The organism is Pseudomonas sp. C27(2019) (assembly GCF_008807395.1).
In the GTDB taxonomy this organism is placed as follows: Bacteria; Pseudomonadota; Gammaproteobacteria; order Pseudomonadales; family Pseudomonadaceae; genus Denitrificimonas.
In genome coordinates, this window is the sequence record NZ_CP043320.1 from 1,959,866 (window position 1) to 1,983,988 (window position 24,123).

22 protein-coding genes, 4 tRNA genes and 1 pseudogene are annotated in these 24,123 nt (G+C 47.5%); 13 read left to right on the forward strand and 14 right to left on the reverse strand.

What is annotated here, in order from left to right; translation table 11 throughout:
• Positions 1-2: 2 nt before the first annotated feature.
• Entirely contained in the window at positions 3-830 is an 828-nt protein-coding gene (locus tag FXF61_RS08910; RefSeq protein WP_151184932.1) for a protein-glutamate O-methyltransferase CheR, read from the reverse strand.
• Between the two features lie 57 nt (positions 831-887).
• Entirely contained in the window at positions 888-1,820 is a 933-nt protein-coding gene (locus tag FXF61_RS08915) for a chemotaxis protein CheV (RefSeq protein ID WP_151184933.1), read from the reverse strand.
• A 77-nt stretch (positions 1,821-1,897) separates the two neighbouring features.
• On the opposite strand from FXF61_RS08915, the gene flgA reads away from it, so the two are divergent.
• The 4 genes from flgA to FXF61_RS08935 all read left to right on the forward strand — a co-directional run bounded on the left by flgA (position 1,898) and on the right by FXF61_RS08935 (position 4,466).
• Positions 1,898-2,653, forward strand: coding sequence for a flagellar basal body P-ring formation chaperone FlgA (flgA, locus tag FXF61_RS08920; protein ID WP_151184934.1), 756 nt, complete (start codon positions 1,898-1,900; stop codon positions 2,651-2,653).
• 162 nt (positions 2,654-2,815) lie between these two features.
• A complete protein-coding gene (gene flgM / locus FXF61_RS08925) occupies positions 2,816-3,145 on the forward strand; it encodes a flagellar biosynthesis anti-sigma factor FlgM (protein WP_151184935.1) in 330 nt (109 codons plus the stop codon).
• 15 nt (positions 3,146-3,160) lie between these two features.
• The gene (locus FXF61_RS08930; protein ID WP_151184936.1) at positions 3,161-3,628 is read left to right on the forward strand and encodes a flagella synthesis protein FlgN; all 468 of its coding nucleotides are present in this window, start codon (positions 3,161-3,163) and stop codon (positions 3,626-3,628) included.
• A 94-nt stretch (positions 3,629-3,722) separates the two neighbouring features.
• Positions 3,723-4,466, forward strand: coding sequence for a flagellar brake protein (locus FXF61_RS08935; RefSeq protein ID WP_151184937.1), 744 nt, complete (start codon positions 3,723-3,725; stop codon positions 4,464-4,466).
• Positions 4,467-4,574: 108 nt separating this feature from the next.
• Here the strand turns inward: FXF61_RS08935 and FXF61_RS08940 are convergent.
• The 7 genes and pseudogenes from FXF61_RS08940 to FXF61_RS08970 all read right to left on the reverse strand — a co-directional run bounded on the left by FXF61_RS08940 (position 4,575) and on the right by FXF61_RS08970 (position 10,109).
• Positions 4,575-4,650, reverse strand: a tRNA-Glu gene (locus tag FXF61_RS08940).
• A 144-nt stretch (positions 4,651-4,794) separates the two neighbouring features.
• Positions 4,795-4,870, reverse strand: a tRNA-Glu gene (locus FXF61_RS08945).
• A gap of 144 nt (positions 4,871-5,014) precedes the next feature.
• Positions 5,015-5,090 (reverse strand) — tRNA-Glu (locus FXF61_RS08950).
• A gap of 58 nt (positions 5,091-5,148) precedes the next feature.
• A tRNA-Ala gene (locus tag FXF61_RS08955) sits at positions 5,149-5,224 on the reverse strand.
• A gap of 124 nt (positions 5,225-5,348) precedes the next feature.
• Positions 5,349-7,132: pseudogene (locus tag FXF61_RS08960) on the reverse strand (ABC transporter ATP-binding protein).
• Entirely contained in the window at positions 7,119-7,757 is a 639-nt protein-coding gene (locus tag FXF61_RS08965) for a DsbA family protein (RefSeq protein ID WP_151184938.1), read from the reverse strand. Before FXF61_RS08965 ends, FXF61_RS08960 begins: the two are co-directional and overlap by 14 nt.
• Positions 7,758-8,072: 315 nt before the next feature.
• Positions 8,073-10,109: an NADPH-dependent 2,4-dienoyl-CoA reductase gene (locus tag FXF61_RS08970; protein WP_151184939.1), complete on the reverse strand. Its 2,037-nt coding sequence runs from the start codon at positions 10,107-10,109 to the stop codon at positions 8,073-8,075.
• Positions 10,110-10,286: 177 nt separating this feature from the next.
• On the opposite strand from FXF61_RS08970, the gene FXF61_RS08975 reads away from it, so the two are divergent.
• The 3 genes from FXF61_RS08975 to FXF61_RS08985 all read left to right on the forward strand — a co-directional run bounded on the left by FXF61_RS08975 (position 10,287) and on the right by FXF61_RS08985 (position 12,990).
• Complete coding sequence (locus FXF61_RS08975; protein WP_151184940.1) at positions 10,287-11,327, forward strand: AraC family transcriptional regulator; 1,041 nt, start codon at positions 10,287-10,289, stop codon at positions 11,325-11,327.
• Between the two features lie 206 nt (positions 11,328-11,533).
• Complete coding sequence (gene nagB, locus FXF61_RS08980) at positions 11,534-12,283, forward strand: glucosamine-6-phosphate deaminase (protein WP_151184941.1); 750 nt, start codon at positions 11,534-11,536, stop codon at positions 12,281-12,283.
• A 26-nt stretch (positions 12,284-12,309) separates the two neighbouring features.
• Complete coding sequence (locus FXF61_RS08985) at positions 12,310-12,990, forward strand: DUF4197 domain-containing protein (RefSeq protein ID WP_151184942.1); 681 nt, start codon at positions 12,310-12,312, stop codon at positions 12,988-12,990.
• 96 nt (positions 12,991-13,086) lie between these two features.
• On the opposite strand, the gene FXF61_RS08990 is transcribed toward FXF61_RS08985, so the two are convergent.
• Positions 13,087-13,869 (reverse strand): ferredoxin--NADP reductase, encoded by a 783-nt coding sequence (locus FXF61_RS08990; RefSeq protein WP_151184943.1) that lies wholly within the window; start codon positions 13,867-13,869, stop codon positions 13,087-13,089.
• 41 nt (positions 13,870-13,910) lie between these two features.
• On the opposite strand from FXF61_RS08990, the gene FXF61_RS08995 reads away from it, so the two are divergent.
• Positions 13,911-14,858, forward strand: coding sequence for an IS5 family transposase (locus tag FXF61_RS08995; protein WP_151183349.1), 948 nt, complete (start codon positions 13,911-13,913; stop codon positions 14,856-14,858).
• A gap of 279 nt (positions 14,859-15,137) precedes the next feature.
• On the forward strand, positions 15,138-16,064 hold the full coding sequence (locus tag FXF61_RS09000; protein WP_151184944.1) for a LysR family transcriptional regulator: 927 nt from the start codon (positions 15,138-15,140) through the stop codon (positions 16,062-16,064).
• A gap of 1,091 nt (positions 16,065-17,155) precedes the next feature.
• Here the strand turns inward: FXF61_RS09000 and FXF61_RS09005 are convergent.
• Positions 17,156-17,521 carry a glutathione S-transferase N-terminal domain-containing protein gene (locus FXF61_RS09005; protein WP_151184945.1) on the reverse strand — a complete coding sequence of 122 codons (366 nt, stop codon included), beginning with the start codon at positions 17,519-17,521 and terminating at the stop codon, positions 17,156-17,158.
• A 129-nt stretch (positions 17,522-17,650) separates the two neighbouring features.
• On the opposite strand from FXF61_RS09005, the gene FXF61_RS09010 reads away from it, so the two are divergent.
• Positions 17,651-17,866 carry a DUF3820 family protein gene (locus FXF61_RS09010; RefSeq protein WP_151184946.1) on the forward strand — a complete coding sequence of 72 codons (216 nt, stop codon included), beginning with the start codon at positions 17,651-17,653 and terminating at the stop codon, positions 17,864-17,866.
• Positions 17,867-17,900: 34 nt separating this feature from the next.
• Here the strand turns inward: FXF61_RS09010 and dbpA are convergent, their stop codons facing one another.
• Entirely contained in the window at positions 17,901-19,283 is a 1,383-nt protein-coding gene (gene dbpA, locus FXF61_RS09015; RefSeq protein WP_178087280.1) for an ATP-dependent RNA helicase DbpA, read from the reverse strand.
• Between the two features lie 83 nt (positions 19,284-19,366).
• On the reverse strand, positions 19,367-20,386 hold the full coding sequence (gene epmB, locus FXF61_RS09020; RefSeq protein ID WP_151184948.1) for an EF-P beta-lysylation protein EpmB: 1,020 nt from the start codon (positions 20,384-20,386) through the stop codon (positions 19,367-19,369).
• Between the two features lie 33 nt (positions 20,387-20,419).
• On the opposite strand from epmB, the gene efp reads away from it, so the two are divergent.
• From efp to FXF61_RS09035, 3 genes are all read left to right on the forward strand, one after another.
• On the forward strand, positions 20,420-20,986 hold the full coding sequence (gene efp, locus FXF61_RS09025; RefSeq protein ID WP_151184949.1) for an elongation factor P: 567 nt from the start codon (positions 20,420-20,422) through the stop codon (positions 20,984-20,986).
• A gap of 32 nt (positions 20,987-21,018) precedes the next feature.
• Positions 21,019-21,984 carry an EF-P lysine aminoacylase EpmA gene (epmA, locus tag FXF61_RS09030; RefSeq protein WP_218571792.1) on the forward strand — a complete coding sequence of 322 codons (966 nt, stop codon included), beginning with the start codon at positions 21,019-21,021 and terminating at the stop codon, positions 21,982-21,984.
• A gap of 182 nt (positions 21,985-22,166) precedes the next feature.
• Positions 22,167-22,724 (forward strand): peptidylprolyl isomerase, encoded by a 558-nt coding sequence (locus FXF61_RS09035; RefSeq protein ID WP_151184950.1) that lies wholly within the window; start codon positions 22,167-22,169, stop codon positions 22,722-22,724.
• 65 nt (positions 22,725-22,789) lie between these two features.
• Here the strand turns inward: FXF61_RS09035 and flgE are convergent, their stop codons facing one another.
• Complete coding sequence (gene flgE, locus FXF61_RS09040; protein WP_151184951.1) at positions 22,790-24,091, reverse strand: flagellar hook protein FlgE; 1,302 nt, start codon at positions 24,089-24,091, stop codon at positions 22,790-22,792.
• Positions 24,092-24,123: the final 32 nt, after the last annotated feature.

The following is a 24,123-nucleotide window of genomic DNA, read 5'->3' on the forward strand; positions in this document are numbered from 1 at the left end:
TGTTATTTGGCTTGGTAAATAATCCCCGGATTGCACTGCACCATAGTATAAAGTTCAGGTAAGCCGTTAAGCGCTTCAGAGGCGCCTAAAAATATATAACCACCCGGCTTTAGCGTGGCATGCATACGGGTCAAAATGTCTTTTTTCGCTTCTGCTGAAAAATAAATCAGCACATTTCGACAAAACACCACATCAAACTTACCCAAGCCCGCATAACTGTCCAGCAAGTTCAAGGCCCGAAATTCAACGCGATTTTTAATCTCTGGCTTAACCTTCCAGCGACCAGCTGGCGTCTTATCAAAGTAGCGCTGCAAACGTTCTGCGGACAAACCACGAGCAATTGCCAAGCTGTCGTACTCACCCACTCTGCACGCTTGCAACATCGTTGGTGACAGCTCCGTGGCAATAATTTGCATATCTGCCTTGACTGCCCCTAAGTTTGCACGCTCATACTCATCCATAGTCATCGACAACGAGTAAGGCTCTTGACCTGATGAGCAGGCCGCCGACCAAACACGCAGCCGCTGATTGGGTTGTTTTTGTAACAACTCAGGTATGACCTTATTTTTCATAACCTCAAATGGGTAGGTATCACGAAACCACAAAGTTTCATTAGTGGTCATCGCATCAATAACTTTATCTTGCAGGGCACTACGCGAATACGACTGCAGCTGAGCCATTAACTCTGTTAAAGATGCAATACCGTGCTCATCCAAAAGTCTTTTTAAACGGCTGGTCACTAGGTATTGTTTATTATCACCCAGCACGATGCCCGACTTACTCTCAAGAAACTGCCTAAAAGCATTAAACTCAGATTGTGAGACTGACACATTGACCGCCTTTGGTAAAATTAGCGCTTAAATATATACGCAAATAACAATATTGCACTATAGCGCATCAACCGCTTTTATGCGCGCTACAACGAGGTCAACTAGATCATCTGGACGAAATTTTGCTAAGAAGTCATCAGCACCGACTTTTTTAACCATTGCTGTATTAAATATGCCTGACAATGAAGTATGCAGCAAAATATGCAGATCCTTCAGCTTAGGGTCACTGCGTATTGCGGTAGTTAAGGTATAACCATCCATTTCCGGCATTTCAATATCAGAAATCATCATCAGCAACTCAGAAGCTGGATCTTCACCCGCTTCCAGCATGGAGAGCAAATACTCATACGCAGCACGCCCGTCATTCAAAGCGACTACTTCAACACCCACAGCCTGCAAACAATTTAAAACCTGCTTGCGTGCAACACTGGAGTCATCAACGATCAGGATTTTTTTACTTAAAGCACTGATACGCACCTGCTCAGTTAGCGAGCCTGTTAAAATATCCTCTGAAGAAGGTGAGACTTCAGCTAGAACTTTCTCAACATCAATAATTTCTACCAAACTATCATCAACACGCGTTACCGCTGTTAAATAATGATCGTTACCTGCACCCTTTGGTGGCGGATGGATTTCTTCCCAGTTCAAATTAACAATACGATCGACACCACTGACTAAAAAGCCCAGCTCCCGCATATTATATTCTGTGATAACGACAAACCCCTCATGGGCGCTGCTTAATGCTTGATTGGCTGTTGCTAAAGACAGGTCTAACACTGGAATAATACGCCCGCGAACACTGGCGACACCGCGTACAATAGGATTGGACTTGGGCATTGAGTTCAATTGCGGACACTGCAAGACCTCACGTACCTTAAAAACATTGATTCCATACAACTGCGGCCCATTGAGCCTAAACAATAGCAACTCTAAGCGGTTTTTCCCCACCAATTGAGTCCGCTGGTTTACTGAATCCATTACACTGGCCATACTCAGGCTCCTAACATTTATGACACATTTAGCGCGCTGAAAATCAAAAGCGGTACATTATTTGCTTCATTAATTTTATGAATATATTTACGTCGTTTTCTTGGCACTTATCAAAACCTTTTGGCTTTCTTAGCAAAGCTGCTTCTCTATGTATATTATTCATAGCAACTAGCAGTGTTCACGCAGAAAGCATCCGGCAACAAATTATCGGCACCAGCACCGCTTTTCTTGAGCAAATTAGCGCACAACATCTACAAAACAATAATATAGCCGGTCGGCACACGGTAAAAATCGGTCGCCTCGACCCTCGCTTACGCTTGCCTGCGTGCTCTATACCACTGCAAGCCAGTCTAGAAAGTCCTGCGCAACCTATTGGTAGAGTCACCATTCGCGTGCGTTGCGACAGTGATGCGCCATGGACAATTTTTGTCCCCGGCCATGTCAACTTATATCAAAATGTTGCCGTTGCTACGCGCTCAATGCCACGCAACAGCATCGTGCAAGCAGCCGATGTACAACTTAGTGAACGCGATGTTAGCAGTCTACGCCAAGGCTATATACTGAATCTTGATCATGTAGTCGGAAAAAAAACCACCCGCCCACTTCAACCTAACCGAGTTATTTCTGTCAACGCTTTAAAAGCAGCGGCTGCAGTCGATAAAGGTGACGCCGTGGTTATTAGTGCGCGTGGTAAATCTATATCGGTGCGCATGCCCGGCATAGCATTAGAAGATGGTGCAATCGGCCAGCAAATAAGGGTTCGTAATACACGCTCACAACGAATAGTGCATGCGCGCGTGACAGCACCAGGTCAAGTTGAAGTAGCAATGTAAAACACTCTGCAGTAAAGTGTGCGGCACAAACAGGCAAACAAACACACTCAAATAAACTGCAGGAAAATAGCGAATTGCATATGCAAAATTAGCGCTAAAGTTTTCTCGTTAGCAGCCGATGACTCGTTAAGTGTTCCAATACTGTATTTGAGGTTTACCACCATGGCTATTGACTTTAATAACCCAAACAACGCAGGGTTGAGTAAGCCGAGAACAGCAAGCTCGCTCAGCTCTGCACAAACAAACGCACAAGACAGCGCTCAAAAAAGCGTACTTGAGCAAAGCAACAAGCCGGGCAGTTCCGGTGAGTCAGTACAGCTCAGTAAAAATGCGCGTCAATTGCAGAGCGTATCTGAAAAAATCGCTAGCATGCCTAGCGTCAATTCCGAGAAAGTTGCGCAACTTAAGCAAGCAATTGCCGAAGGCAGTTATCAAGTTGATAGTCAGCGCGTTGCCAGCAAATTACTTGGCCTAGAAGCTCAACTTAAATAACAGATTAAAACCATTATGTCTGATCAGCACATTCTTGAACTTTTGTTAGCGGATATTGAAACAGCACAACAGCTGTTAATTTTGCTTGAACAAGAGTTCAGCGCCTTAAGCGAGCGCGACCTTGATGCGCTACAGGTACTGCTGGTTAAAAAACAGCCCGCCCTGCGCACACTTGAACAACACACAGCGGAACGCGGCCAATTGCTGCTGCAAAGCAATACAACTGCCGACCTACAGGGCCTGCAGCAGCTTGCAGCGCGCTCACCACTAGAGTCGCAATTATTAGATAGCAGCGCCCAACTCAACTCACTGATCGAGCAGTGCCAAGCAGCTAACTTACGCAACGGTCGCCTTATTCGCAGCAACCAAACCAGCGTCAGTAGCATGCTCAACATCATTCGTGGCACGGACACACCAAGCCTTTATGATAAAACAGGTAGCGCAGCAAGCACCAATAAGCAGCGTCCTTTCAGCCAAGCTTAAGCGCTAAAGAGATGAAGCAGCCTAGTAATTACTGCTATACTCCCGGCCATATCAAAATCTTAATACGGTTAAAGCTAAAGGGGTAACACCGACAGTGTCTGACTTGTTTTCTGAAAGCAACGCTTCGCAGCCGCCCCAACAACTCAATTCTCCAATAGAAGTCATCAGCCACCTACGCGCACTGATGAACAACCGCGACCCACTGGAACTGAGATTCACAGATCGTCATCAGGTTTTTCAAAGCTATATTGTTGATATTGATCGTGAAAACAACCGTATCGCACTCGACGAACTGATTCCCAATGATGGCGAACGCCATCTACTCAATGGCGAAACAATTAATATCGTTGCTTATCGCGAAGGGGTGCGTATTGCGTGGTCGCACAGTCAACTTGCATTACTCGACACCCTCGACAACGCGCGCTGCTACTGGCTAACACTGCCTACAACAATCAGCTATCATCAGCGCAGAAACGCTTTCCGCGCTGACACACTTCCAGAGCAATCACTAAACGTACAGATCGACGGCAACAAGCTTACCAAAGCAATCGATGGGCGCTTACTGGACATCTCAGCAACAGGCTGCAAAGTCCACATCAAGCCAGCCAGCACCGCACTTCAGCCCGGCCAGCTTTACGAAAATTTCACTGTTAGCCTACCATCAGGCAAGATCACTTTGAGTGCTGAGCTACGCCACCTCAACAATGACGAAACAATGAGCTCAGCAATGGCTGGCTTTAAGTTTCATAACTTAAACGGCGCAGCCCAGCGTACTATTGAGCGTTTCGTCTATCAATTACAGCGTGAAGCACGTCGCGGCGACGACGCTTTCTTCTAATCCAAAGCAAACACGTTTGAGTTGCATTAAATAAAAGAAACAGAATCACAGATACAAAAAAACCAGCGTATAAGCTGGTTTTTTTGTATCTAAGAAATACTCTTAAATTGGCGTCCCCTAGGGGACTCGAACCCCTGTTACCGCCGTGAAAGGGCGGTGTCCTAGGCCACTAGACGAAGGGGACAAAACCTTCGAAATAAGTATATGCACATACTTATTCGTGGAATATTAAAGCAAGCGATTTTAGTGCTTTAAAACGCACTTAGAACTCTGCTTGAATAACAGTATTTATGTCGAGCAGATATATGCAAAAATACAACTTTGAAAATGGCGTCCCCTAGGGGACTCGAACCCCTGTTACCGCCGTGAAAGGGCGGTGTCCTAGGCCACTAGACGAAGGGGACAAAACCTTCGAAATAAGTATATGCACATACTTATTCGTGGAATATTAAAGCAAGCGATTTTAGTGCTTTAAAACGCACTTAGAACTCTGCTTGAATAACAGTATTTATGTCGAGCAGATATATGCAAAAATACAACTTTGAAAATGGCGTCCCCTAGGGGACTCGAACCCCTGTTACCGCCGTGAAAGGGCGGTGTCCTAGGCCACTAGACGAAGGGGACAAAACCTTCTAAAACATAACACATTCATGTTATGCCACTTTTCATGCAATCAAGAAAGTGGTGGAGCTAAACGGGATCGAACCGTTGACCTCTTGCATGCCATGCAAGCGCTCTCCCAGCTGAGCTATAGCCCCATTTCGTGGACGGGGCGTAGATTAGGCCTAATCCTTATTTTTGTCAACCCAATTGTGCAATTAAAACGCTTAATTGCGTTTAAATGGCAGTTTCTCAGGTTTAACCCCTCTGTTAACAGCTGATTTAACACTGCAACGTGCCATATAACTGCGCATACAAACCCTCCTGATTTAACAGCTGCTGGTGCGTGCCTTGCTCTGCAACCTGTCCATCGGCAAGCACCAAGATACGATCAGCTTGTTTTACCGCACTTAAGCGGTGCGCAATAATCAAGGTGGTGCGCCCCTCTAAAAACGCACTCAAGGCTTGGTGCACGGCAAACTCAGTGGCACTGTCGAGAGCCGATGTTGCTTCATCTAAAATCACCACATGCGGATCACTGAGCACCATACGCGCAATAGCTAAGCGCTGTCTTTGCCCACCAGATAAACGCAGCCCAGCTCGGCCTATGATGCTATCCAAGCCTTTGGGTAAAGCACTCACCGTGTCTGCTAGCTGAGCAACACTTAAAGCTTGCCAGCAGGCGTCATCACTGTGCTCACGCCCCATGCATAAATTAGCCCGCAAGGTATCATTAAATAGCGCCGGCGCTTGCAAAACCACAGCCACATGCTCACGCACACAGGCTAAACCTATCTCTTGCAATGTCGCACCTGCATAACGAACCTGCCCTGACTGTGCGCTGTACAAACCCAGCAGCAACTGCACCAAGGTGCTTTTCCCCCACCGCTGGCGCCGACAATCGCTACTTTTTCACCGGCATTAATATGAAAACTTAAATTATCCAGCACCTGTTCTTCAGCGTAAGCAAACTGCAACCCTTCAACGCTGACTGGTACCGTTTTAACCCCTGCAAAGGGGTTCTTAGTGGCAGGGTAATCCAACTCATCTTGGTGCCCAAGCAACTGATTGATTCGCACCATTGCACCATCTGCAGCGTAAAACGCATATTGCAAACTCAGCAGCTGCTCGATAGGCCCAATCATAAACCACAGGTAACTAAACACCGCCAGCATCTGCCCAATCGATAAATCAGAAAACAATACCGTTAACATTGCCACTGCACGGAAAATATCAATACCGTACTGGAACAACAAACCGCTGGCACGCGCAGAAATATCTGTTTTCCATTGCGAGTTAATCGCTCGATCACGCACATGTTTTGCGCGCTCTAGTAAGCGCTGGAAAAAGAAACCTTGGTGATTACCCGCCCGCACTTCTTGAATCGCATCTAAGGTTTCATTCAAGGTCTGAGTAAAAACTGCAGTACTGTCATTCTCAAGCTTTTTAAGGTGCTTGACGCGCTTACCCAGCTTAATGGTAAAAAAAACAACTATCGGATTGAGCAACAAAATAAGGAGTGCCAACTGCCAATGCATCCACATCAGCACTGTCGCGGTGCCCACTAAGGTCAGCATCGAGACTAGAAAGCGACTGAGGGTTTCGCCAATAAACTTATCTAACGTCTCTAAGTCAGTGACCAAGTGCGTGGTCACTGTCCCGCTACCTAGACTCTCATACTCACTCAGCGAAATACGTTTAAGGCGTGCCAATAAGCGCGCACGTATTTGATACACCACATCCTTGGACAGATGAGTAAACATCTTACTCTGAGCAACGTTAAACAATAACGAACTCAGACGTAAAACAAAGGTTAGCACCAGCATAAAAGCAATATAACCGACTGCTTGTTGCCACATGCTGGGCAATAAAAGGTCCATCATCTGCAAGGCTTGACCGCGCTGCCCCAGCAAAACCTCATCCACCAATAATGGTAATAGCAAAGGAATAGGTACACTGCACAGGGTCGCCAACACCGCTAAAATATTGGCATAGATCAAACTGCGCTTGTGCTGTACTGCTAAACGACGAATATGCGCCCAGTTTATTTGATCAGGAACTGACATTAATTGAGATCCAACGACTCAGGAGGGGTTCAAACGCCGTATAAGGCTGATAACCATTGGTGATTAAAGCATGGTTTTGTTGATGCTCAGCGAGCACACTGGGGAAACCTCTGATCGCCAGATTTCGCACCCAAGTAAAATCTGCTTGAGTTGCCACTTGACTCTCTTCGCTATCAAAGGCTTCACTGAATGCATCTTGTGGGTAGCCGGACTGTACTGCTAGATCACGCAAAACACTGGCACGAGTGATATCCTGCCGATCCTGATAAAAAGCTCGCTGCAGATTATCTAGAAAAGTAAATAAAAAATTCTCATTCAGTTGGCGAGCAACGACCAGTGCTCGGCAGGCGGGCTCAGTGTCATACACAAACCCATAGGGCAATGCGTTAGCAAAATTAAAAGGCTGGCCTGTCGTTTCTGCTACCCTATGCCAATGTTGCAAGATATAGGCTCGTTTACTCTCATCAAGCACCGCTTGTTGACCGGTGCGCAGACCACCAACGCGCAAGGTTACTTTAAGACCTGTCGCCTGGGCTTGCTTAAGTATCTGTTGCAACACAGGATTAAAACCCCAACACCATGAACACATGGGGTCTAAAATATAAATCAGCTGCGCGCTGTGCATGGTGCTCTCCTACTGCTTATCCAGCCAAACTAGAAGCACTCGTTCAGACACTTCACACACGGGTTGAGCGTCGACGCTTCACAAGCAAGAATCGGTTCCTCTGTATTTATCCGAGTCAGTTTAACTGATTCACTCAGCAGTTTAAGTTATTTCAAATAGAATTTTCCCCTTTGCCCTCTGATCTCAATCACTGAGCACAAGTAAACGTTGCGCTATAAATAGCAACCTGATGGGTTTGCCAGTTTCGCTGGGCAAACAAAAAAGCGCCACAAACTTTCGCTTGCAGCGCCATTCATGCCACTTTAACGCACGCTCTTACACAGCTGCTGCCACGCGAGAACCTTGGTCAATTGCGCGCTTAGCATCCAACTCAGCTGCTACATCAGCGCCACCCACAAGGTGTACAGTCATGCCTGCACTTTCAAGCTCTGCTTGCAATTCACGCAAAGGCGTTTGCCCTGCACATAAAATCACATTATCAACAGCTAAGACCTGCGCTTCAGCTCCATCGATGCTGACATGCAGACCGGCATCATCCACGCCTAAGTACTCAACAGCGGGGATCATTTGCACATTTTTACTTTTTAAACCAGCACGGTGAATCCAACCGGTGGTTTTACCTAAGCCCGCACCCACCTTAGTCTTCTTACGCTGCAGCAAATACACTTGGCGTGCAGCCGCTTCAGGCTGCGGTTTAATACCTGCAACGCCACCGCGCGCCTCTAAGCCCAAATCAATACCCCACTCTTTCCAGAAGGCTTCACGGTCTAAACTACTGGACTCACCGCTATGGGTTATCAGCTCTGACACATCAAAACCAATACCACCGGCGCCAATCACAGCCACTTTTTTACCGACAGGCTTGCGCCCTAAAATTGCATCCAAGTAGCTCAGCACTTTCGGATGATCAATACCAGGAATCTCAGGAACACGCGGTACAATGCCCGTTGCCAAGATAACCTCATCAAAACCACCAGCGAGCAACTCCTGTGCACTCACACGTGTATTGAGCTGCACATCAACCTGGGTTGATTGCAGTTTTTGCTGAAAGTAACGCAAGGTTTCGTAGAACTCTTCTTTACCAGGGATCAACTTTGCCACATTAAATTGCCCACCGATTTCACTGGCTGAGTCAAATAACGTCACCTCGTGTCCACGTTCAGCGGCGACTGTCGCTGCGGCCAAACCTGCAGGGCCCGCACCCACAACAGCAATTTTTTTCACTGCGGTAGTGGCAATATAGTTGAGCTCAGTTTCATGACACGCTCGTGGATTAACCAGGCACGAGGTCAGTTTGCCGCTAAAGGTGTGATCCAAGCAGGCCTGATTACAACCAATACAGGTGTTGATTTCATCCGCTTTACCGGCCGCGGCTTTATTGACAAATTCAGGGTCAGCTAAGAATGGACGCGCCATAGAAATCATATCAGCGTCATTTTCTGCCAAAGCACGCTCAGCCACTTCTGGCGTATTGATGCGATTGGTTGCCACTAAAGGAATCGATACTTCACCGCGCAACTTGGCGGTGACTTTAGTAAAGGCACCACGCGGCACTTTAGTGGCGATGGTTGGAATACGTGCTTCATGCCAGCCAATACCAGTGTTGATAATGGTTGCGCCAGCCGCCTCAATGGCTTTAGCCAACTGCACGACCTCTTCCCAGCTGCTACCTTTCTCCATTAGATCAAGCATCGACAAACGGTAAATAATAATAAACTCAGCACCGACTGCTTCACGCACACGGCGAACAATGTCTACTGCTAAACGCATCCGGTTTTCGTAACTGCCACCCCAGCGATCGGTGCGGTGGTTGGTGTGTGCGGCAAGAAACTGGTTAATGAAGTAACCTTCAGAACCCATGATTTCCACGCCGTCGTAATTAGCCGATTGCGCTAATACTGCACAATTAACAAAATCTTTAATCTGTTTCTCGATCCCCTCTTCATCCAGCTCAGTCGGCTTAAACGGATTAATCGGTGCTTTAATTGCACTGGGGCCCACCGATTTTGGGCTGTAGGCATAGCGACCGGCATGCAGAATCTGCATACAAATCTTACCGCCCGCCTCATGCACTGCCTGGGTAACAACTTTATGTTTTTCAGCCTCTTCTGGTGTGCTCAATTTGGCAGCGCCAGCATAGACACTGCCTTCCTCGTTCGGACCAATACCACCGGTGACCATCAAGCCCACACCGCCACGTGCACGCTCGGCAAAATACGCAGCCATACGCTCAAAACCATTGGGACGCTCTTCAAGCCCGGTGTGCATGGAACCCATCAGCACGCGGTTTTTTAGCGTAGTAAAACCTAAATCAAGCGGGGCCATTAAATGAGGGTAATGTGGATTTGACATCGAGACTCTCCAAAACAGACAAACACAGAGTGCTGATTTTGCTGCGGCACACAGGCTCGCAAATCAGTCAATTAATGATTTATACAATAGACAGCTCACAAAGGCTTCTCAATGACCTCTTTTAACAGAATCATGACTATAATGAACATCTAGCTTAAAACACATTGAGTCTCAGCAATGAATACAACACGCCCCAATACGCGCCTTGGTGATTTATCCGTTGCCTTTACCCACAGCATCGCCGCAGCTATTGTGCAGCAGGGTTATTGCCCAACTGCGTTATTTGAGCGTTTTGAACTCGACTCAGAGCGTTTAGCGCAGCCACATGCGCGCCTGTCTATTCCACGCTATATGCGCCTCGGGCATGCCGCCATTGAGCTGACAGGCAATCCTGCCCTGGGCTTAGTCATGGGCCAGCAGAGTATGCTAACTCACTTGGGCTTAGCAGGCGTTACTGCGGCACAAGCACCCACTGTACGCGCAGCAGCACGCTGCATCAGTCGCTTTGAACCCCTGTATGCACAAAACTATCGTGGTGCTAGTCAGCTGCTTGAGGACAATAATGGGGCTTGGTTTAGTTTTTATTCTATTGCGCCGTATAACGCTTACAATTACTTTGTAGTTGAGTCGGTTTTATTGGGTTGGATCAACCATTTGCGTCAAGTTTGCCAGGCTGATATTGAAATTGAATTACTGCAAATTGAGTTTGCTGAGCCTGCCTATGCAGCAGCGTTTACCCAGCAGCTTAACTGTCCAATTGAATTTAATGCCAAGCACAATCGCATGCGCTTAAATCAAAAAAGCCTTGCCCTGCTCAACCCACAACACTGCCCCAGTACCTGGCATGCCTTGCAACAACTATGTGAAGAGCAATTAGCCTTAAAGACCCGTAACCACAGCTTAATTGAACAAGTAAGCCAGTTAATCGCACCTGTATTAAAAAATGGCGAGCCCAGCATCAAACAGATTGCACAGAAACTGCAGCTGCCAGAATGGACATTACGCCGAAAACTAGCTGCGCACGGCACGCAGTTTCGCGAACTGGTCAACCAAACCCGCTTCGACTTGGCCAGCAGCTATATTCGCGATACTGAGCTCACCTTTGGTGAAATCTCTTGGCTATTGGGCTTTTCATCGCCTGAGGCTTTTCAGCGTGCGTTTAAGCGCTGGGCTAAGCAAACACCCGGCGAGTTTCGTCATGCCGTGGTGCGACGTTAAAAGCAGTACAACAGTATTGCGGTCTCAGTAGTAGACTGCACCGAACAAAGAATCAGCTTATGTTTTGTAGCACGAACTTAGCTTCAACACCTTTACGCGATCAACAAGAAATACAGAATGTCTATATACAGTGGGTTAGACACCGCTATAATCCATTGTAAGTACGTGCTTTTTGCCAACTATTCCTTTGGTGACTTTTAATATTTATGTATAAAATTTTCGAAACAGTAGACGATGTTTCCCGCTACACCGCGCAGCGTCTTATTGCAAAAATTACTGCGGCGCCTGCTGCTAAATTAGGCCTTGCCACCGGCAGCACTATGAAGCCTGTCTACGCTAAGCTTTTAGAGTACATACAACAGGCACCCCTGGATGTGTCACAACTGACCACATTCAACTTAGATGAGTATATGGGTTTAGCCCCCCAGCACCCGCAAAGTTATAACTATTTTATGTATGAGCACCTGTTCAATCATCTCAATATACCCGCTGACCACATTCACCTACCAGATGGTTTAGCCACTGATACTGAATCGGTCTGCAGCGCATACTCAAGTATCATTCAAACCCTTGGCGGATTGGATTTACAGTTGCTGGGCATTGGTTCAAATGGCCATATTGGTTTTAACGAACCGCAAACCAGCTTTGCCAGTCGCACCCATGTCGTCCAACTGTCTGAGCAAACCCGTATTGATAATAGTCGCTTCTTTGCTGAACAAAGCCAGATGCCTACCTACGCTATCACCATGGGTATCCAAGATATCTTAGATGCTAAAGAAATTATTCTCGTTGCAACTGGCAGCAATAAAAGCAACATCATGGCGCAGTTTTTTAACAGTGAAATTGATGAACAACTGCCTGCATCAGCCCTTAAACAGCATAAAAACTTAACCATTGTGCTGGATCGTGAAGCAGCAGCTCTGCTTCCGGAACAGACATTAAAAAGCGCTATCTAAGCGTTTCCTAACTGAGGATAAACATTATGCGCGCCTATTTAACTGGATTTTTGGGACTGCTATTTGCCGCTCAAGCCTGTGCTTTATCACTCAATGATCTAAGCCAAAACCAAGCTGGTGACGGCATGAAAGCCATGCTTGAGCAAAGCACGCGTATCGCCGTTGAGCAGTTGAGTAAACCTGGCGGTTTTAATAAGAACCCTGACGTGCGTATCGAGTTGCCGGGCAACCTTGGTAAAATAGCACGCACCATGAAAATGTTCGGACAAGGTCAGCACGTTACAGCCTTAGAGGACAGCATGAACCGCGCCGCCGAAGCGGCAGTACCTCACGCACAAGAACTGCTGCTCGATGCTGTGAAAAAAATGACCATTAGTGATGCCAAAAGCATTTTGAGCGGTCCAGATAACTCAGCGACAGCCTACCTCGATAAAAGTAGCCGTGAGCAATTACGCACCCGCTTTTTACCGATGATTGAACAAGTCACCCAGTCCTCTGGATTGGCACAGCAGTACAATGCCTTTGCACGCCAAGCCTCCAGTTTTGGCATGATCGATGCTAAGGATGCTTCAATCGAGAGCTATGTGACCGAGCAAGCATTGGATGGTTTATTTACTATCATCGCTGAACAAGAAGCCTCAATCCGCCAAAACCCTGCACAAGCGGCCAGTGATGTCGCTAAAAAAGTATTCGATCTGCTGCGCTAAGCCTACAATCTAACTCTAGTGCTACAAAAACACCGCCAATTGGCGGTGTTTTTGTAGGCGGGTGCTTATCACTTAACAAGCACCGCTTAAGCCTGGCTACTTCTCAACAAATGCACGCTCAATCACATAATCACCCGCTGTACCTAAACGCGGTGATACTTTAAAGCCAAGCTCGTTGAGCAGGCTGCTGGTGTCATCCAGCATCTCTGGGCCACCGCAAATCATCACACGATCATGCTCAGGATTGATCGCGGGCAAACCGATGTCTGTAAATAACGTACCGCTGCGCATCAGCTCGGTAATGCGCCCTTGGTTGCGAAACGGCTCGCGAGTCACGGTCGGATAATAAATTAACTGATCACGCAGCTGCTCTCCAAAAAACTCATTTTGCGGTAAGTTCTCAGTAATAAAATCACTATAGGCAACATCACTGACATGACGCACACCGTGCACCAAAATCACTTTTTCGAAGCGTTCATAGGTTTCAGGGTCTTGAATCACGCTAATAAAAGGTGCCAAGCCGGTACCGGTACTGAGCAAATACAAATGCTTACCCGGCAGCAAATCCCCCAGCAATAAAGTGCCGGTAGGTTTTTTGCTGACCCTAATTTGATCCCCTACTTTAAGGTGCTGCAAACGCGAAGTCAGCGGACCATCAGGCACTTTAATACTGAAAAACTCTAAATGATCTTCGTAATTGGGGCTGACAATTGAATAGGCACGCATTAAGGGTCGGCCTTCTACTTCAAGACCAATCATCACAAACTGCCCGTTTTCAAAACGCAACCCAGGATTACGGGTGGTTTTAAAACTGAATAGGCTGTCATTCCAGTGATGAACACTTAAGGAGCCTCTGAATAACTCCCCACTTTTTGCGATAATAGCCGCATCGACCTTTTTTTTGCCCAGTGAGCCGAATCATGAGCCAACTGACCTTTGCCGAAGCAGAGTACCAGAACAAAAAGCGTAAGACGCGTCGTGAGATTTTCTTGGAAAAAATGGATGCCATTATTCCTTGGAAGCGCTTGGAGAATCGCGCCGCTAAGCATTACCCAAAAGGTGAAATGGGGCGTCCCCCTTATCCGCTCAGTGTGATGCTGCGTGTGCATTGCTTGCAGTTGTTCTACAACCTTAGCGATCCTGCTCTGGAAGATTCGCTGTATGAAATTGAATCAATACGCCGCTTTGCAGGATTGCGTTTGTCAGACAATATTCCTGATGAAACAACGATTTTAAACTTCCGTCACTTCCTTGAAAAGCATGGGCTGGGCAAGCTATTTCTGAAGGAAATTAACAAGCACTTGCAGCATCAAGGCTTGCTGTTTCGCGAAGGCACCATTGTGGATGCCAGCATTATTTCCGCACCGAGCTCAACGAAAAATCAAAGCCGCAAGCGCGACCCAGAAATGCATTCCAGCAAGAAAGGCAACCAATGGCACTTTGGCATGAAGATGCATATCGGCGTGGATGATGTCACAGGTATGATTCATAGCGTGGAAAGTACGGCTGCCAATGTGCACGACGTAACCATGACTGCAAGCCTTCTACATGGCGAAGAAAAGCGTGTATTTGGTGATGCTGGATACCTAGGTGTTGAAAAACGCAGGGAAAACAAAGAGCGCAAAAATCTTGCCTGGCTGATCAGTGCTCGAATCAGTAAGCGTAAAACCATGACCGAAAATGAGCAGGAAATTGAAAAAATGAAAGCCAAGCTACGCGCTAAAGTTGAGCATCCGTTTCGCTACATCAAGTGCGTATTTGGCTATAACAAAGTCCGTTACAAAGGGCTTGATAAAAACCATAACCGTTTATGCCTGCTAGCAGGACTAACGAACCTCATGATCAGCAGAAAATACTTGCTGGCTTAGGGTTAGTGCGCCCTTAATCCGCCAAAACGGCGAATTAAGGGCTAAAAGAGGTGGTTTTACCTCGAAAACGGCCTTTTTTAGCTGTTTTTTTGAGTTTTCGAGTCATTTTCTGAAAAGCTCAATAATAAGCTGAGATTTTCAGAGGCTCCTTAACACCTGCTCAACATTCAAATTGCTCATAACACGCTCCAGGGTAAAAATTTGTCTAACTCGAGTGTAGGTTTAAAACCCTAATCTGTTAAATTGATAATATGCATAAATTATATCAGGAATACAGATATGCGTTTTAGTCTTCGCCAATTGCAGGTGTTTACCTGTGTAGCGCAGCAGCAAAGTGTTTCTAAAGCAGCCGAGCAACTGGCCATGTCACAATCAGCTGCCAGCACAGCACTGAAAGAGCTTGAGCGTAGCTATGATTGTTTACTTTTTGATCGCGCAGGAAAACGTTTAATTATCAATGCCTTAGGCCTGCAGTTATTGCCGCGTGCACTGGCTCTGCTTGAGCAAGCAGAAGCCTTAGAGAGCATACTGACCGACAGCCATGGCTTTGGCTCACTCTCCGTAGGCGCGACCATGACCATTGGTAATTATTTAGCGACGTTATTGATCGGTCATTTTATGCAGCAGCACCCAAGCTGCAAAGTTCGCCTGCATGTGCACAACACCGCGCAAATTGTTCAACAAGTCGCTAATTATCAGTTGGATTTAGGTTTAATTGAGGGCTACCAGCAAGACAATGACATTATTGCCGAACCTTGGGTTGCCGATGAGTTGGTGGTTTTTTGCGCACCACAACACCCGTTAGCTCAGCAGGGAAAAGCCAGTCTCAATGATCTAACCGATGAGGCTTGGATTGTTCGTGAGCAAGGATCGGGGACGCGTTTAGCCTTCGAGCAAGCCTTTCAACGCCATCAGCGGCCGATTCATATTCGCTTAGAGCTGGAACACACTGAAGCGATTAAACGCGCAGTGGAGTCAGGTTTAGGGATTGGCTGTATTTCTCGTTTAGCACTGCGTGATGCTTTTAAACGTGGCAGTTTAGTGGCGATTGAAACCCCAGAGTTAAACCTCACCCGCCAGTTTACTTTTATCTGGCATAAACATAAGTTTCAAAGTGATGCTATGAGTGAGTTTTTAAGCTTATGTCGAGCGCTGACAGAAAACATTGAACGCAGTGATCAAATTAATCTAGCTACGCTGCTTTAAAATCGAGCATCAAGCATTTTCTGCAAGTTCTGCAAGCTCATATTCAAAATCAGACGAGCCCTATAACAATCGTGCCAACAACTCCGCTGATCAATGAGTGCTTCGGGGTTGGTGTGACAAGCGAGCCAAGGATGGCGAGCGCCGGAGTTGAACCCAGGATGGGTTCATCGACGGATAAACACCTACCCCGAAGTACGCTATGCCACGCACAAGCTGTTAAAACGGGCTAACAAACACCAACTCCGGAGTACGGTATGCCACGCACAAGCTATTAAAAACGGGCTAACAAACACCAACGCCAGAGCACGGTATGCCACGCAAGAGCTATTAAAAACTAACGAACAAACGCCTCTGAATACGCTATGCCACGCAATGACCAGCGCACCTTAAGTAAAAAAACTTTCAGGAACAGTTGGCGCATGTTGCAGCGTGCAAGTGTTGTTCTTCCCTTAACACGCCATCCTGGCGTGATGCGGGCGCTGCGCCATCCATGGCTTCGCTCGCCACAACACCCGCACACTGCAGTTGATCATTGATGTTGTTTTCATGTGTGTAGCATGGCTCTTTTAAAGCAGGAGCATTGATCTGCGCTAGGGTTTGCTCGTCTTATAAAAACTTAAGCCAGCACAGCCAAGAGCAATCCTTAGAGTTCAGAGCCATAGTCATAGTCAAAACCAGAACCAGAACAAAAAACCACCCACCAAACTTAGCGTATAAACACAAAGCTTCCAGATACAAACGAGCCTTATATCAATCGTGCTAACTACGCCGCTGATCAACGAGTGCTTCGGGGTTGGTGTGACGAGCGAGCCAAGGACGGCGAGCGCCGGAGTTGAACCCAGGATGGGTTCATCGACGGAAAAACACCTACCCCGAAGTACGCCATGCCACGCACAAGCTGTTAAAACGGGCTAACATACACCAACGCCAGAGCACGCTATGCCACGCAAGAGCTATTAAAAACTAACGAACAAACGCCTCTGAATACGCTATACCACGCAATGACCAGTACACTCCAATAAAAAAGTTTAAGGAATCATTGGCGCATCCCGCACTCGCTCTTAAAAAACTAAAGCACAACAAACACAATCTTAAGCAAAACGCTCTTTCAGATAAGCAATAATGTCATTGGACTCATACATCCAACGCACTTCACCCTCTTCTTCAATACGCAAGCACGGCACTTTAATACGCCCACCCTGCTGCTCAAGCTCTTGACGAAACTGCTGATTATTTTTCGCATCACGCAGCTCAATTTTAAGATTTAAAGCATGCATCGCACGGCGCACTTTCACGCAAAATGGGCAGGCATTAAACTGATACAAAGCCAGCTGAGCCGTTGCCGCATCCACTTCGGCTTGTTTTTCTGCAGTGCGCTGCTGCCCTTTAGGACGCGTCAACCAATCTGCAAAAATAATCAATTGCCCTAAACCATTACGCAAACCTTTTACAATCATTTGAACCCTCTTTAACAATAAAAATAAGTGATAGGCTGACTGAGTTTTCATCAATCGCATTGTCAGCATGCACAACGCAGCAATATTTGCGACTATAGCAGCCCCCGTTAGTATCCTGAAATAAAGCCCATGCAGCCTAAAGACTTACAACGCCTCGTCACCACTCAAATGCCCTTTGGTAAATACCAAGGCCGACTGATTGCAGATTTACCCGGTCAATACCTTAATTGGTTTGCCCGCGAAGGCTTTCCAAAAAGCGACTTGGGCCGGCTACTAGAGCTGATGCATGAAATCGACCACAACGGCCTCAGCGAATTACTGACGCCATTGCGCAACAAAAGCTAGTCCATACGAGACACAGTACCAGCCGCGCAGTTGATTAAAGCACCCGCACTTTTAAACTACGGCCTTTGATTTTGCCCGCTTCTAAGCGCTGCTGGGTTTGACGTGCCAATAAGCGTTCTACGGCAACAAAGGCCTGGTGATCAAAGATCGAAATCTTACCCACCTGCGCACCTGTTAAGCCGCCAATACCGGTCAACGCACCAAGAATATCGCCTGGGCGCAATTTATCTTTACGGCCCGCAGAAATACATAAAGTCGCCATTGCCGGTAATAAAGGCTGGCCATCAGACTCTTTCAAAGCATTGAGCGAATGCCAGCTCAATGGTTTTTTAAGCAGCTCTTCAACGGCACTGGCGCGATTGCCTTCTTTGGGGGCAACTAAACTGATTGCCATGCCTTTCGCGCCCGCACGTCCAGTACGGCCAATACGGTGCGTATGGATTTCAGCATCACGCGCCAGCTCAACGTTGATCACCATCGGCAGCGCATCAATGTCCAAGCCGCGCGCCGCCACATCAGTGGCAACCAGCACGCTGCAGCTGCGATTACTAAACAACGCCAACACCTGATCACGCTCACGCTGCTCTAAATCACCGTGCAAGGCCAACGCAGATATTTTCTGACTATTGAGGTAGTCCGCCAGTTCTTGAGTTTGCTGCTTGGTAAAACAAAACGCCACGCAGGCTTCAGGGCGGTAATGGCGCAGAATACGCTCCACTGCCTCTTGACGTTGCTCTGGATTGATTTCATAAAAATGCTGTTCGATTTGATGTTCAGCATGTTCGACATCGGCTTTAATATGCTGCGGCTGACGTAAGAATTTTGACGCCAGCTGCTGAATACCATCAGGAAAAGTCGCTGAAAACAGTAACGTCTGACGACGCTCAGGAGTGAACTCAATGATGTCAGCGATGCTGTCATAAAAGCCCATATCCAGCATGCGATCCGCTTCGTCCAGCACTAGGGTATTGAGTCCGGATAAGTCCAAGGTGCCTTTACGTGCATGCTCTAAAACACGTCCAGGCGTACCGACAACGATATGTACGCCGTGCTCCAGTGAGCCGACTTGCGGGCCAAAAGATACGCCACCACACAGGGTCAAGACCTTAATATTGCCTTCCGCACGGGCCAAACGACGAATCTCTTTCGCCACTTGGTCAGCCAGTTCACGGGTCGGACACAGCACCAACGCTTGGCAGCCAAAATAGCGTGGATTGAGTGGAGACAAGATGCCAACCCCAAAGGCTGCGGTTTTACCGCTGCCGGTTTTGGCTTGGGCAATTACGTCCATGCCCTTGAGAATCACCGGCAAGCTTTGCGCTTGGATGGCGGTCATGCTGCTGTAGCCCAAATCAGCTAAATTCGTTAACAATGCTGCCGGTAACGGCAAGCTGGCAAAATCAGTAGGTGTACTCACAAAAATTTTCTAACCTTAATAAATGCAGAGTGCAGTGTAGCAAGCCGCACCTTGTTTGCGGTGGATTTGTCTGGACTTGATCCTCAAAAAGCATGTAATGGTGTTTTATGCGGCTGCCCTGCTTCTTCGCGCACCAGTTTCGGCACTAAATAGCCCGGCAATTTAGCCAGCATCTGCTGATACAGTGCATAGACTTGGGTGCTGCTCAGATCAAAATGCTGCGCACCCTGCACGCGATCCAACACATGCAAGTAATAGGGCAATAGATGGTGATCAAATAAGGTTTCACTCAGTTCAATCAGCACTTCAGCACTATCATTGACACCTTTAAGCAAAACCGTTTGATTTAATAAAGTAACTCCTGCCTGGCGCATAAGCGCTAAACGCTCGGCATGCACAGGCGTAAGCTCGCGCGGATGATTGACATGCAAGACCAAGCTGCTGCGCAAGCGGGTACGGGTTAAAATATCCGTCAGTTGATCGGTCAAGCGCTCGGCTATCACCACCGGCAAGCGCGAATGAACGCGCAAGCGCTGCACGTGGGCTATCTGCGCAATACTCTCCACCAACTCAGCCAAGTGCTCATCTTGCAGCATCAGCGGATCGCCACCACTTAGAATCACTTCAGTAATGCTCGAGTCTTGAGCAATATAATTCAACGCCGACTGCCACTGCGCGCGCCCTAAGCGGTTTTCGCTGTAAGGAAAGTGCCGGCGAAAACAATAGCGGCAATTGACAGCACAAGCACTGGCCGCCAATAACAATACGCGGCCGTGGTATTTATGAATCACCCCAGTTGCCACATTGCTGCTTTGCTCTCCCAGCGGATCAGCACTAAACTCTGGATGTACGTGCCGCTCTGCACCCAACGGCAACACTTGCAGCAGCAATGGATCAAACGGATCGCCTTTGCGCATCCGCCCGACAAAAGGGCGCGGCACCAATACTGGAAAGTGCTTGGCAGCGCTTAACCCATCAGGAAAATCTGTGGCCTGCAATTGCACAGCAGCTAACAGTTCATCACAACTGCGCAAAGACTGGGCGAGTATCTGCCCCCAGCCAGCAAGGGGGGAAAACTTCTCGGTTTGCGCTACACTAGGCATTTTATAAGACCTTAAACACGACAGGATTGCATTATGGCCAACTATTCTACCAACGAATTCAAACCAGGACTGCGCGTCATGGTGGATAACGAACCTTGCATCATGATTGATATCGAATTTGTTAAGCCCGGCAAAGGTCAAGCATTTAGCCGTGTAAAGTTACGCAGCATCCGCACCCAACGCGTGTGGGAGCGTACCTTTAAGTCAGGTGAAAGTTTAGAAAGCGCTGATATCATCGAACGCGATATGGAATATTTATACAACGATGATGAGTTTTGGTATTTCATGGCAACCGATGGTTCATTTGAACAGTTGGCTGCCAGTAGCGAAGCCGTTGGTGACACCGTCAAATGGCTTAAAGAGCAAGTTGTCTATGAAGTAACTTTATACAACGATGCGGTGGTATCAGTGACTGCACCAAATTTTGTTGAACTGGATGTGGTAGAAACCGACCCAGGCTTAAAAGGTGACACTGCACAAGGTGGTTCTAAGCCAGCCACGCTCAGCACCGGCGCGGTGGTGCGTGTGCCATTGTTTATTGTTGAAGGCGAAACGCTCAAAATTGATACCCGCAGCGGCGAGTATGTCAGCCGCGCATAAATCTTTTGCGCTAGCGTATAAAAGGGAGCTTGATGCTCCCTTATTTATTACAGGATAAAATACCAACTATGAGCACTTGGTCACCCAGCGCATCGCGCAGCGCATTAGTCGCACGCCAACATCTGTACCGCACAATTCGTGACTACTTCTGTGCGCGCTCAGTGCTGGAAGTTGAAACACCTCTTTTATCACAAGCGCCAGTTGCCGACCCCAATATTATGCCGATGCAAGCGGGGCAACGCTGGCTGCATACCTCACCTGAATACGCAATGAAACGTCTGCTCTGTGCGGGCTACGGTGACATCTATCAAATTTGCAAAGTCTTTCGTGCCGGTGAAGCCGGCACACGCCATAACCCTGAGTTTACAATGCTGGAATGGTACCGAGTGGGCTGGACGCACCGCCGACTAATGGATGAGGTTGCTGAGCTACTGCAGCTGTTACTGGCAACGCGCTTTAACGACTTGCCAAGCGTGCATCTCAGCTATGCGCAGGCCTTGCATACCTATGCACAGCTGGACGTCCATCGCTGCAGTGATCAAACCATCGCCCAGCACGGCCAACAGTTAGCCAACGCTGATTTAGGTTTAGACCGTGATGGCTGGCTAGACGTAATAATGAGCCATCAAGTTGAGCCAGCATTACCACACAACACTCTGGTGTTTATTGACCAATTCCCCGCTTCGCAAGCCGCATTAGCCAAGTTGGGCAAAAACGAGCAAGGCGTGCTGATTGCTCAGCGTTTTGAAGTATTTTTTAACGGTATGGAGCTGGCCAATGGCTATCAAGAGCTCACCGATGCCGAGCAGCAATTGCAACGCTTTCAGCATGAACTGCAAGGCACTGAACGCCCGCATGATGTCAATCTTATCGCTGCACTTGAGCATGGCTTGCCTGATTGCGCCGGTGTTGCTTTGGGCCTAGATCGCGTTTTATTGCATGCATTGGACGCGAAAAATATTGCGCAAGTGCTCAGCTTTGACTGGCAACGAGCCTAATCAAGTAGGCCTGTCTTGACTGAACTCAATACCTGAAAAAAATGGCATACATTGAAAAAATACAGCGTGTTAAACTGCCGCTTAGTCAAAACTCGCGTTATGCACGACCCTTGACCCTAGATCAGCCAGAGCGCTTCATTGTTAGCAGCTGGCTACTTTAATTTCGATAAAGTGAGGCATCTATGCTAAAAAAACTTCTAATGACAGGCTGTATGTTATTGATGGCTGGCAACTTGTTTGCAGCTAACAATCCCCATGTCGTGCTTGATACCAGCTTTGGTGAAATCGAGTTGGAATTGCAAGCAGATAAAGCTCCGATCACGGTCGACAACTTTCTCAGCTATGTTGATGCTGAGCGCTATGATGGCACGATTTTTCACCGTGTGATTGCCGACTTTATGATACAAGGCGGTGGCTTTGACCGTTACATGCAACAAAAAGCCACTAAGCCTGCCATTAAAAACGAAGCGGACAATGGTTTAACAAATGATCGTGGCACCGTTGCGATGGCGCGCACCGCCTCGCCAGACTCAGCAACCATGCAGTTTTTTATCAACCATGCTGACAATGATTTTTTAAATCATAGCAGCCGTGATTTCGGCTATGCGGTGTTTGCTAAAGTCGTGCGCGGTATGGATGTAGTTGATCAAATTGCCCAAGTTAAAACCCACACCTTCGGTCGTAGTGAAAACGTACCCATTGACCCGGTCATTATTAAGACTATTAAGCGTATTGAATAACCAATTTAGCCACACAAAAAAGCGCGCCAATGAGCGCGCTTTTTTGTGCTTAAAACTGCAGGTTTTTAACGTAAGTTAATAATCGTCTGGGTAATGGCACTTTCAGTTTCAATGGTTTTCGCATTGGCCTGATAGTTACGCTGTGCCACAATTAAGTTAACCAGCTGATCAGACAGCTCAACGTTAGAATCTTCCAACGCACCCGCTTGAATCGCTCCCAATGTACCCGTACCACCTGGGTTTCGCACCGGTTCACCAGAGGCTAAGGATTGCACCCACTGAGTTTTGCCCACTGGCGTCAAACCTTGCACGTTAGCGAAGTCGGCTAATATCACTTGACCTTGCACCTTGGATTGCCCGTTGGTGTAGCGCGCAAAAATCTTACCACTGTCATCAATTTCGATACCTGCTAGCTCACCCGTGGTGTAACCATCTTGCGCGACAGCATTAACCGCAAAGGCATTAGCAAACTGCGTAGCCTTGCGCATATCCAACGTCACTGTAGGGTTAGATACCGCACCATTAGGCGTTGCTACGGGCGGATTGCCTGTTAAAGCGACAGGCACCCAGCCATTTAAACTCACCTCACCATTGCTTGGCAGCTCCAATTTGCCAGACTCACTAAATCTCAAGGTTGTGATAAGCGGGTCGTTAGGAACACTCGTCGTTGGATGCACACCGTCAATTAAAGTATTCATGCTCCACGAATTTGGCAGAACAGGTGGAACAGCCGCCGCATCAGGCGCTAGTTTTACAAAATACTGGGTCAATACGTGAGCATTGCCTTGTGTATCATAAATATTGGTGGACGTTGATGAGTTATAACTTTGCGGGTCAGCCGGATCAAAGGGCGCATTTAACGGCACACTATTAGTTGAATTCAGATTAAATGATTGCTCAATTTTACTGGTGGGTTTTGGCTCTTGACTGCTGGTTTGAATCTGCAAGTTCGTGATTCGACCGTTTTCAAGGGCGCCATTGCCGTCAATCGGATAACCCTGCAAGTTGTAGCCAAAGTTATCAACAATAAAGCCTTCATTATCAGTGCCAAAATAACCCGCACGCGTATAGCTGATTGCGCCATTGTTGCTGACCTGGAAAAAACCATTTCCGTTAATCGCTAAGTCAAGCGCATTTTGCGTGTAGTTGATATTGCCCTGATTAAACAGCTGCGACACATTCGACAGCAAGACCCCACTGCCCTGCTGATTTTTACCGGTACCGAGCACAGAGGCCGCGTAGACATCTGAAAACTCTGCGCGCGACTGTTTAAAACCTGCAGTGCCCGCGTTGGCAATATTATTACCTGTGACATTAAGGTCTTTGGTCGCTGCACGTAAGCCACTAAGGCCAATATTAAATGACATGTTATTCTCCTTGCCGGTCGTCCGACAGTTGG